We start from the raw sequence: 10,148 nt of genomic DNA on the forward strand, positions 1-10,148 counted from the left end.
CGCTGTAGCTCGTGGACCACAGACGCCACCCGATTTTTGCGGTGGGTCGGCAGCAATAACTGCATCGTCTGGGATACTGCGGACTTGCAGTTTCCCGACCATGCTCATCGTCACGTCTTGCAGTTCCACGAAAAGGGTCAGTGTGCCCGCGGCGCTACGCGCTGCGCGGTACCGGGCGACCACGCCCGACGCTTTCGCGCGCACCTGGGTTCGCAACGTCCGCGCGGCCTCGGATCTGTACGCGGCGCGTGATGTCTACGGCGGCCCTGCGGTCGCAAGTGCCGCGAGGGCGGCCACAGCGCTTGCGTGTGACCTGTTCTTCGTGTCGGCGGGAATGTCGCTCGTTGACGGCGACGCGGCGATCCCAGGTTACGACCTGACGGTTTCGCGCGGTTCCGCCTCTGCCCCGGCTCCGTTGCGCGCAGGTTCGGCAACGCCGGGAGACTGGTGGCTGGCGTTGAACAAGGCCTATGGGGTGGCCAACCCTTTCGCGGGCCTCATGCGCAAGCACGATGGCTTGGTCCTGGTGGCGTTGCCAAGCACGTATGTGCGCATGGTCGAACCGGACCTGATGGGGCTCACGGCCGCGAACCGAAAGCGCCTGCGGCTTGTGACGACGGGCCGCATCGAGTTGGCCACGGATCTTCGTTCGCAGGTGATCGGGTACGACGCCCGACTGGATGAGCTCGAAGGCGCGCCGCAGGGAACGCAGTCGAGCGCCGTCCAGCGCGCACTGATGCACTTCTCCTCCATGCTGAAGAGTCGGCCGAACGCCACCAACATCGACGTGCATCGGCGCTGGGTGGCCGACGCGCTCGCTCGGGCGACTCCGAGGGTCCGCCCATCCCGCTTGGCACAGACGGATACCGAGATCGCGAGATGGATACGACAGCAGGACCCGCGTGGCGAACGAGCTCCGTCTGTGTTGTTGCGGATGCTGCGCGCCGCGGGGCGCGCGTGCGAACAAGGGCGCTTTCGACGCATCGCCGACCTCACACGGGCTCGTGCACGATGAACGCTGTCGCCAGGAAGAAGGTTGCGACCAAGTCGAAGTCTTCGCGGGCTTCCGCGCTCGTGATGAACGCCTTGCTCTTCAAGCAGGGAGACGCGAAGGTCTTCAGCTTCGCCATGCCGGGCGCCCAACTGACGCAGATCGCCGATCTGAGCCGAATCAAACGGGACGAGAAGAAGCACAAGCTCCAGGGATTCCAGCGCGCAGAAATCCAGAAGCACGTGCGCGAGATCACCGAGTACCTCGACCGCGGGCCGGCGTTGTTCCCGAACGCTGTCATCCTGGCGCTCTCGCCTGAAGTAACCTTCACGCGCAAGCGCGGGACCAAGACGGCAAACCTCAACGTGGGAGGCGTCGAGGCCGGGACGCTTTCGATTCCTGTGCGACCAGAGGGCGAAAAGGTGGCGTGGGTCGTCGATGGCCAGCAGCGTTCCTTGGCCCTGGGGCGTTCGAAGAATGGATCGATCCTGGTGCCCGTCGTGGCGTTCGAATCCAGTTCGATCGAGACCCATCGTCAGCAGTTCATTCTGGTCAATCGCGCCAAGGGCCTCTCGCAGCGGCTGATCAACGAATTGCTGCCGGAGACCGACGACGCGCTGCTGCCGCGCGACCTCATTGCCAGCCGTGTTCCGAGCGAACTGTGCAACCTGCTCAACGTCACGAGCAAGTCGCCGTTCTTCCACCGGATCGCGCGGATCTCCGAGAAGGCCGACAAGAACGCGATCATCGACTCTGCCGTCACACGGATGATCCGTGACCGCTTGAACGGCACCAGCGGCGCGCTCTTGCACCTCAAGGGCAATGGCAGAGACGCCGCCAACGTGCGCGAGATGTACCGGCTGCTGGCGGCGTACTGGTCCGCCGTTGCAGCGACGTTCCCAGAGGCCTGGGCGTTGCCGCCGGACAAGAGTCGCCTGACATCGGCAGCCGGAATCTCGGTGATGGGCGTGATGATGGATCGGATCTGTGCGCGGGTCGGCTACCGGCATGGTGACATCGATCAACTCTTCCGCAAGGAAATCAGCAGCTTTGCGCGCCAGTGCGCGTGGACCTCCGGCCGGTGGCCCGAGATCGGCATGGAGTGGAACGCGCTGGAGATGACGGCCAAGAGCATGGCGCGTGTCGTCCAGCATCTGGGTGCGGCCTATGTTCGGGCGGGTGCTGCATGAAGTTCATCTATGCAGACGCGATCGACCAGATCGATCCTGGCTACGACTTCGAGCGCGACCGCTTCACGCCGGGTCGCAAGCCGTACTGGTCTGACCTCTACTCCCACGAGTTCTTCGAGCGCCCGCCGTACGACGGCGTGTTGGTGTCGCGAGGCATCGTCGGCGACCACCGTGTCAAGGGCAAGTACAGCGATGCGCATGCGATGCGCTTTCGCCGGGTTGGCGCTCGCGCCTTCCTTCGCATGGACACGCCCGCGCTGAAGAACATGCCGATCTACGGCGACTGCGGGGCCTTCACGTACGTCGAGGAGAAGGTCCCTCCGTACTCCGCCGAGGAGATGGCGGCCTTCTATGCAGACGGCGGCTTCACGCACGGTTGTTCAGTCGACCACATCATCTTCGCGTTCCGGCCGCATGTCGTCGGCATGCAGGGCGCGGAAGGCGACGAGCGTGAACGCTTCGACATCACGCTTGCAAACGCGGAATCGTTTCTCAAGGCGACCCGCTCGATTCCCGGATTCACGCCGATGGGCGCGGTGCAGGGCTGGTCGCCCGAGAGCATGGCGATGGCGGCGCAATCGCTGGAGAAGATGGGCTACCGGTACCTAGCGATCGGGGGCATGGTTCCGCTCGCGTCCCCAGAAGTCCACCTGGCGTTGAAGGCGATCCGCCAGCGCCTGAAACCGCCCACTCGTCTGCACATCCTCGGGTTCGCCAAGGCCGAGCAGATCAGCGAGTTCACCGACTACGGCATCGACAGCTTCGACTCGACGTCGCCGCTGTACCGGGCGTTCAAGGATGCCAAGGCGAACTACTACGTTCCCGGCCCTGGCAAGGGGCTCGACTACTACACCGCGATCCGGATTCCGCAGTCCACCGAAGACCGAACCTTGACGAATGCCGTTCAGGAGGGGCGTCTGCGCCAGGAGGTAGCGACCGCGGCGGAGGTGCGGGCGCTAAAGGCATTGCGCGCATTCGACGCGGGGACCCAATCGCTTGAGCACACTGTTGAGCACGTCATGGGGTACCAGCGTCTGTACCAGGCGTGCAAGTGCAAGACCGAGGCGACGCTCGCCAAGGCTCTGCGCGAGACCGAAGCGAGTGTGCGCCGCACCCTGAGCGACGCACCATGGAAGGCCTGCTCGTGTCGCGTGTGCCGCGAGGCGAGCATCGACGTGGTCATCTTCCGGTCCAGCAATCGCAACAAGCGTCGAGGATTCCACAACCTGCACGTGTATTCCGAGCACGTACGCAGGCTCCTCGACAAGTCCCCGAAGAAGAGAACAAGAGATGTCGAAAAAGACCTTCAAGTTTGAAGCTCTGCTTGCCGAGCAGGGAACGAACCGCAGCGTCGTCATGGTGCGCGCGACGGCTACCGAGATCGCGCGCATTGCCACCATCGAGCGTCTGGGTCGCGACGCCCATGGTCATGCAGTGGGGTTCCAACGGCCGCAGGTGGCGGGTCACATTGCGGAGATCCGCGACTATCTGGAAGAACCGGACGCGGTCATGCCGAACTGCGTCGTGCTGGCGTTTGTCGGTGACGCCCGGATAGTCAACAAGCGGGGCGGTGGAACGGTGCTGGAGGTCGATGTCGGCGATCACCCTCCCGGCTTCGTCGTCGACGGGCAGCAACGGCTGACGGCGCTGGGCCAGACGGGTCGCGAGGACTTCCAGGTCTTCGCCTCGTGCCTCATCTGCCGCGACATGAAGGAACTGCAGCGCCAGTTCATCCTCGTCAACAACACGCGCCCGCTGGCCAAGTCGCTGATCTACGAACTCCTCCCCGGAATGGATCACCTGCCGGAGCGCCTGGCGCCCCGGCAACTCGCCGCGGAGTTGACCGAGCGATTGAACTTCGATCCTGCCAGTTCGCTGCGCAAGGCCGTGAAGATGCAAACCAATCCGACCGGCGTGATCAAGGACACTGCGCTTCAGAAGGCGATCATGAACTCCGAAGCCGCGGGCGCCGTTCAGATCGTGATGTCCGGCAAGAAGGACGTCGCGCCAGCGTTCGAGCTGATGAACAACTTCTTCGCGGCCGTGCAGCAGGTTTTTCCGGGCGAATGGCATGGGCACAAGCCCACGACATCGCGTCTCGTGCACGGCGCGGGCATCACGGCGCTGGGCTACGTCATGGACGAAATCTACGCGCGCCGTCACGCGACCTCAAAGGCGGCATTTGTCGAAGGCCTTGCGCCTCTCGTCGGCAAGACAGCCTGGACCGAAGGGCAATGGACGTTCGCAGACGGTGAAGTGGTTCGCTGGAACCGGATCGAGAACGTCCCTCGCCAGATTCAACAATTGGCCGAGCATCTCGTCGGGTTGGTGCGGGCGCCGCACCGTCCGGCTCGATCCGGCAAGAGGAAAGCTGCATGAACCAGACGACGCTGCCAACAGCCTCCGCGACGAGGCGTGCCCTGGTGCTGTTCTCGGGCGGCCAGGACTCCACGGTGTGCCTCGCGTGGGCGCTGCAGCGCTATGCCCATGTGGAGACGGTCGGCTTCGACTATGGACAACGCCACGCGATCGAGTTGACTCAGCGCCTTGTGGTCCTTGATGAGATCCGGCGCGAGTTCCCCCAGTGGAGTGCTCGACTGGGCGACGACCATCTGCTGGATCTCGGCATCCTCGGACAAATCAGCAGCACAGCGCTCACCGACAACAGGCAGATCGAACTGCAGGCCAACGGCCTGCCGAACACCTTCGTGCCTGGCCGCAACCTTCTCTTTCTGACCCTGGCCTCGTGCTTGGGCTATCGGCGAGACATGGATGTCCTCGTGGGCGGAATGTGCGAGACCGACTTCTCGGGGTATCCCGACTGTCGGGACGACACGATCAAGTCGCAGCAGATCACGCTGTCGCTTGGGCTCGGTCAGCGCGTGACGATCGAAACGCCGCTCATGTGGCTGGACAAGGCGGCCACGTGGCGCCTCGCAGAGGAACTGGGCGGCGCCGGATTCGTTGACCTCATCGTCAAGTACACGCACACCTGCTACTTGGGCGAGCGCGGCGCCCGGCATGGTTGGGGACATGGGTGCAATGCCTGCCCGGCCTGCGAACTTCGGCGCGCGGGGTGGGAACGTTGGGCAGGGGAGGCGCTAGCCGCATGACCTACTCAGTCAAGGAAATCTTCTACACGCTGCAAGGCGAGGGCGCGAACAGCGGACGGCCCGCCGTCTTCTGTAGGTTCGCCGGCTGCAACCTTTGGACTGGCCGCGAAGAGGATCGAGCTACCGCTACTTGCAAGTTCTGCGACACAGACTTCGTTGGGACGGACGGGACCGGTGGCGGCAAGTTCGCGGCCCCGACGGATCTCGCGGCGTGTGTCGATTCCCTGTGGCCCAGCGGAGACCGACTGGGCCGCCGCTTGGTTGTGCTCACCGGTGGCGAACCGTTGCTGCAGGTTGATCGGGAGCTGATCGACGCGCTTCACGCCCGCGGCTTCGAGATCGCCATCGAGACGAACGGGTCGATCGAGGCGCCTGCGGGCATCGACTGGATCTGCGTCAGTCCGAAGGCCGGTGCCGAGTGGCGTCAGCGCTCAGGCAACGAACTCAAGGTGATCTGGCCACAACCAGGGATAGACCTGGATGAGTTCGAGGAGGCCGGGTTCGAGCATCGGTTTTTGCAGCCGATGGACGGAAGCGATCGCCAGGCAAACACGCAGTTTTGCATTGACCAGTGTCTCGCCCGCCCTGGGTGGAAGCTGAGCCTGCAAACCCACAAGATCATAGGCATCCGATGATCTACGAAATATCTCAACGGTTCTTCTTCGAGGCGGCGCACACCCTCGACCGGAAGATCGACACTGCTAGCAGCAAGCGCATTCACGGGCACACGTACCAGGCAGAGGTCACGGTCCAAGGTCCGAAAAATCCCGAGACAGGCATGGTTGTGGACCTTGGGGTGCTTCGTCGAGAAATCGAAGCGGTGCGCGAGGTACTCGATCACGCGTTCTTGGATGAGGTGCCGGCGCTGGGCGCGCCGACGCTGGAGAACCTCTGCGCGTTCATCGCGGAGCGGCTTCGAGGGACAGTCCTGCCCGTCGCAAGCGTGCGGGTTTGGCGCGAGGCCAGCGGCGACGCATGCCGACTGACGCTCGCTCAAGCCTCATGAAACCCAGGACAGCTGGCGAGCGCCTGTTCCTTCTGCTTCGAGATGGGGTCTTTGACTCGCTCGGAAACAAGCAGGCGAACTGGGCGAACTTTAGCGAACTGATCAGCCGCGCAGGAGGGGATGGCGACTTCGCGGACTACGTCCGCGGGGCGATGTCGGCGTTCGCGATGAGGCGCCTGCTCAGATTCTGGGCGAGTGAAATCGGGATGACGCCCGACGAGGCCAATCACGTGCGCAGGGTATCGAGGTTCATCAATGAAGACCTGTTCCCGAGCCTCGATGCGCAATTGACCGCACAGGTGGCCAGAGGAGTCATCGCAGCGCATGCCGCGTCCTCGATCGAGATTCCCGTCGGCGTCAGGAAACTTGTCGTGCGCGATCAAAAGCGACTGCACTGCTACCTGTGCCGACAGTCGTTGGACCCTGCCGCAGGCCGGGACTCCAAGGAATTCCTGACGCTTGAACACCTGTGGCCGACCTCGATCGGCGGTGACAGCGTTGAAGCGAACCTGCTTCCAGCGTGCCTCGTGTGTCAGAAGATCACCAAAGACACGATCTCATGGGAGTGGGTCAACGTTCACAACTACGTTCTTCCTCCGCAGCCTTCGGCGAAGGCACTTGATAAAGGCATTGGGCCAAGGGTGCGTTATGCGCGGCACTATCTTGAGGTTCTTCGACTCTGCGATGCCGAAGGACTGACATTGAAGGAGTCCTTCCTCAAGGTGGGGCCGATGAATTCGGAACTGCGGCATCGCACGACCCGCCTCCCGGTGACGTTCTTCGATCTCGAAACCGCATAGGAACCTCATGGCTACCAAGAAAATCATCAAGCACGGCCCCGGCGCTGGCAGGACGTTCAAGGCGTTCCGATTCAATCAGAGGGACGGAAAGTCGCCTGACCTGGTGATGTTTCATGCCCCCGTCGGCAAGATCAAGGAGTTCGCGGACGTTGCCGAGCTCGCGTCGAGCAGTCGCGGTCCGCAGCGCGAGCAGAAGGAGGCTCGTGTACAGGCGATAGCGAAGTTTCTTGCCGCCGATGACAAGAACACGATTCCGACGGCCCTGGTGCTGGCATTCGCAGATGGCAATGCGTCATTCAAGGACTCGCCGTCCGGCGGCGCAGGAACGCTCACGGTCCTCGCTGACGGCACAGACGCGGCGACCATCGTTGATGGTCAGCATCGGCTTTTCGGAATCGCAACGTACGACGACTCCATCGAGGTCCCGGTGATCGCGTTGCTGAAGGCTGACAAGGTCGAGCGCTTCTTTCAGTTTCTCGTCATCAACAACAAGGCGAGCAAAGTCCCAGCCACTCACACGAAGGCTCTGCTTGCCAACATGAAGGCCACAGCGCTCGCAGAGCGGCTGCGCGGCGCTAAGATGGCATTCGATGTGGATGGCATCAAAGACGTTGACTTGGTCAACTCGGACCCGGATAGCCCCTTCTTCAAGACGATCGATTGGACGGCGACCCCGAAAGCCAATCGGATGATTCAGGCCACCGCCATCGAATCGTCGCTCGACTATCTCGGTGGCCTGGGCTTGGCGGAGTTTGACGACAGGGATGTTCGCCGTAGTGTCTTCCTGGTCATCTGGAAGACCATCAAGGCCGTTTGGAAGCCGCTTTGGAAGAAGGACTCGCGACTCGTCTCCAAGGTTGGGATCTTCTGCCTCACGCGCCTGATCGTCGATCGCATCGCCAACTGGGCGGACAGCGACGAACTGGACATTCAGATCACGGATCTCGAACAGATCGAGAAGCAGACGCGAAGCATCATCGGCTACATCGATCCACGCCTGTGGACGACGCCGTGGGCCGAGAAGTCGGCGGGCGGCTTCGATACTGCGCAGGGTCGCGAACGTGTTCTCGCGGCGATCACGCAGGTCTATCGCAATGGCCGCCGCGACATCGCGTGGTACACCGACATAGACATCGTCGACAAGACGGCAGCGTCGAAGTAGCGATTACGCGTATTCTTGCCTGCAGACCAGGCGGTGCAATCGAGGGGGGACTTCCATGTTTGACTTTGTCAAGAAACTCTGGAAGGCGTTGGTCGACATCGTCAGGGCGATTTTCGGATCCCTTTTCGGCGTCGACGTGTCGTACCACCCGAGGCGCGAGAAGAGTGGCGCCCGGATCGAAACCGATGAGATGATCGCCAGCATTCTGAAAGGGCTCGATCAGTTTTCCTTCGAATCGACCGATCCGGCAAAGACGGTCGATCCCAAGATGCTGATGGATCGCGCGAAGGATTCGATGGAGGAGGCGAAGAAGCAGACCGAATACCAGGACGGAAAGGCTGGCCGACTGCTGACGATCGTCGCCTTCTTGACAGCCGCGGTCGGGACTGTGTTCGGCAAGTTCGTGGACACCTATCCTTTGCACAGCCCCCCACCGGCCGGAGCCACGTCGCCTTGGGTGACGGCGAGCTATCTGCTCTTCGGGATCTATCTGCTTCTAGTCGCGAGCGGTGCCCTCGTGACATTCCACGCGATGTCCACCCGCTTCGTCTGGCCCAAAGGCAGCAACCTTGCTGACGAGGACCACGTGCGGTCGTTGCTCTTTTATCAGCAGGTCGTTCGAACGAAGCCAGAGGCTTGGGGTAAGGCGTTCGCGGACGACAAGAGCGCATTGCTGCGCACCTACTACAAGAACTATGTCACCGAGGCGTACCTGATCTCGGCCAAAGTCGCCGACAAGCTTCGCTACCTCGACCCTGGCCAGAAGCTGCTGTTGTGGGGCATACGTGTGCTGCTGGCCCTGTTCCTCGTGGTCATGCTCACCTTCGCCTTGGTAACGCCGCCAACGAAAGCGGCGGAGAAGCGGGATGCGCCTGTAGCCACAACTCATTCCTCGTCGGGTCAAGCGGCGTCGGAACCGCAGGGCGCCGGCGCAGCGTCTGGCGCCAAGATGGATCAAGCGCCCGACTCTTCTCCGCAGAAGTCCGCCAAGCCCGCGTCGGGCGGGTAGTGGCTCATCCTGTGAGCCACCTAGGGTGTATTGTTCTATGAACGCCAACACCGAGGCTGGAGCATGTCGCACCAACAGACAGTAGTCCTCGTCGACGCAGACAACACCCTCTGGGACACCGATGCCGTGTTTCAGGAGGCGCAGCTACTGCTGCTGACGCGCGTTGAAGAAGAGGCCGGGGCCGCTTGCCGTGCGGTTGACCGACTCGCGTTCGTCAGGTCATACGATCAAGCGTTGGCCCAGAGACACCATCTCCACCTGCGCTATCCACCGCAGTTGCTGGTGAGGAGTGTGGAGGCTGGTTTGGCGGGGATCGAACCGGAAGCCGCCTCGCGTGAGGCCATTTCTGGGCGAATTCCAGCGGCCAGTCCGCTGGACCAAGTCGGCGTTGACGCGATCGTCTCCGACTACGTACAGGCACTGTCGCGTGCCCCACAGTTGCTGCCGACCGTGGCCGAAGGTGTCAGCGTGGCCACGCACGCTAGGTTGCGTCTCTACGTGATGACGGAAGGCCGCATCGAAAAGCAGAAGCGCATTCTTGAGCTGCATGGCCTGCTCGCTTCATTCGAGGGCGTCTGGGAACTGACCAAGGAGCGGAGTCAGTTTGACCGCGTCGTCAGCAGATTTGCTGGAAGTCGAGTCGTCGTGGTCGGGGACCAACCCGATCGTGACATCTTTCCGGCGAAGGCCGCTGGCTGTTCGACGGTCCTCATTCCTAGCCGCTTCAAGCCGTCATGGCAAACACAGAGGGACCAAGAGGAGGCTGACCACGTGGCAGTCAACTTCCTCGACGCGGCTAGATGGTGTGTCAAGGCTGACGCAGAGAACGCACTGGGTGTCGGTTAGCTGTTGCGTGGATGACCGCAATGCCTTCGAG

11 protein-coding genes are annotated in these 10,148 nt (G+C 62.4%); all 11 read left to right on the forward strand.

What is annotated here, in order from left to right:
* Nucleotides 1-100 precede the first annotated feature (100 nt).
* The 11 genes from QZV97_RS10420 to QZV97_RS10470 all read left to right on the forward strand — a co-directional run bounded on the left by QZV97_RS10420 (nt 101) and on the right by QZV97_RS10470 (nt 10,117).
* Nucleotides 101-1,015, forward strand: a complete 915-nt coding sequence (locus QZV97_RS10420; RefSeq protein WP_295641716.1) for a hypothetical protein — start codon at nt 101-103, stop codon at nt 1,013-1,015.
* The gene (dbpB, locus tag QZV97_RS10425; protein WP_295641717.1) at nt 1,012-2,181 is read left to right on the forward strand and encodes a DGQHR domain-containing protein DpdB; all 1,170 of its coding nucleotides are present in this window, start codon (nt 1,012-1,014) and stop codon (nt 2,179-2,181) included. Before QZV97_RS10420 ends, dbpB (QZV97_RS10425) begins: the two co-directional genes overlap by 4 nt.
* A complete protein-coding gene (gene dpdA / locus QZV97_RS10430) occupies nt 2,178-3,497 on the forward strand; it encodes a tRNA-guanine transglycosylase DpdA (RefSeq protein WP_295641718.1) in 1,320 nt (439 codons plus the stop codon). Before dbpB (QZV97_RS10425) ends, dpdA begins: the two co-directional genes overlap by 4 nt.
* A complete protein-coding gene (gene dbpB / locus QZV97_RS10435; RefSeq protein ID WP_295641719.1) occupies nt 3,472-4,560 on the forward strand; it encodes a DGQHR domain-containing protein DpdB in 1,089 nt (362 codons plus the stop codon). Before dpdA ends, dbpB (QZV97_RS10435) begins: the two co-directional genes overlap by 26 nt.
* The gene (gene queC / locus QZV97_RS10440; RefSeq protein ID WP_295641720.1) at nt 4,557-5,294 is read left to right on the forward strand and encodes a 7-cyano-7-deazaguanine synthase QueC; all 738 of its coding nucleotides are present in this window, start codon (nt 4,557-4,559) and stop codon (nt 5,292-5,294) included. Before dbpB (QZV97_RS10435) ends, queC begins: the two co-directional genes overlap by 4 nt.
* Nucleotides 5,291-5,929 (forward strand): 7-carboxy-7-deazaguanine synthase, encoded by a 639-nt coding sequence (gene queE / locus QZV97_RS10445; protein ID WP_295641721.1) that lies wholly within the window; start codon nt 5,291-5,293, stop codon nt 5,927-5,929. Before queC ends, queE begins: the two co-directional genes overlap by 4 nt.
* Nucleotides 5,926-6,300, forward strand: coding sequence for a 6-carboxytetrahydropterin synthase (locus QZV97_RS10450; RefSeq protein ID WP_295641722.1), 375 nt, complete (start codon nt 5,926-5,928; stop codon nt 6,298-6,300). The genes queE and QZV97_RS10450 overlap by 4 nt, the downstream gene beginning before the upstream one ends.
* Nucleotides 6,297-7,100, forward strand: coding sequence for a hypothetical protein (locus QZV97_RS10455; protein ID WP_295641723.1), 804 nt, complete (start codon nt 6,297-6,299; stop codon nt 7,098-7,100). Before QZV97_RS10450 ends, QZV97_RS10455 begins: the two co-directional genes overlap by 4 nt.
* Before the next feature lie 7 nt (nt 7,101-7,107).
* Entirely contained in the window at nt 7,108-8,262 is a 1,155-nt protein-coding gene (locus QZV97_RS10460) for a DGQHR domain-containing protein (RefSeq protein ID WP_295641724.1), read from the forward strand.
* Nucleotides 8,263-8,317: 55 nt separating this feature from the next.
* Nucleotides 8,318-9,271, forward strand: a complete 954-nt coding sequence (locus QZV97_RS10465) for a hypothetical protein (protein WP_295641725.1) — start codon at nt 8,318-8,320, stop codon at nt 9,269-9,271.
* Nucleotides 9,272-9,334: 63 nt separating this feature from the next.
* Nucleotides 9,335-10,117 carry an HAD family hydrolase gene (locus QZV97_RS10470; RefSeq protein WP_295641726.1) on the forward strand — a complete coding sequence of 261 codons (783 nt, stop codon included), beginning with the start codon at nt 9,335-9,337 and terminating at the stop codon, nt 10,115-10,117.
* Nucleotides 10,118-10,148 lie beyond the last annotated feature (31 nt).

The organism is uncultured Methylibium sp., assembly GCF_902826655.1.
GTDB lineage: Bacteria > Pseudomonadota > Gammaproteobacteria > Burkholderiales > Burkholderiaceae_C > Methylibium.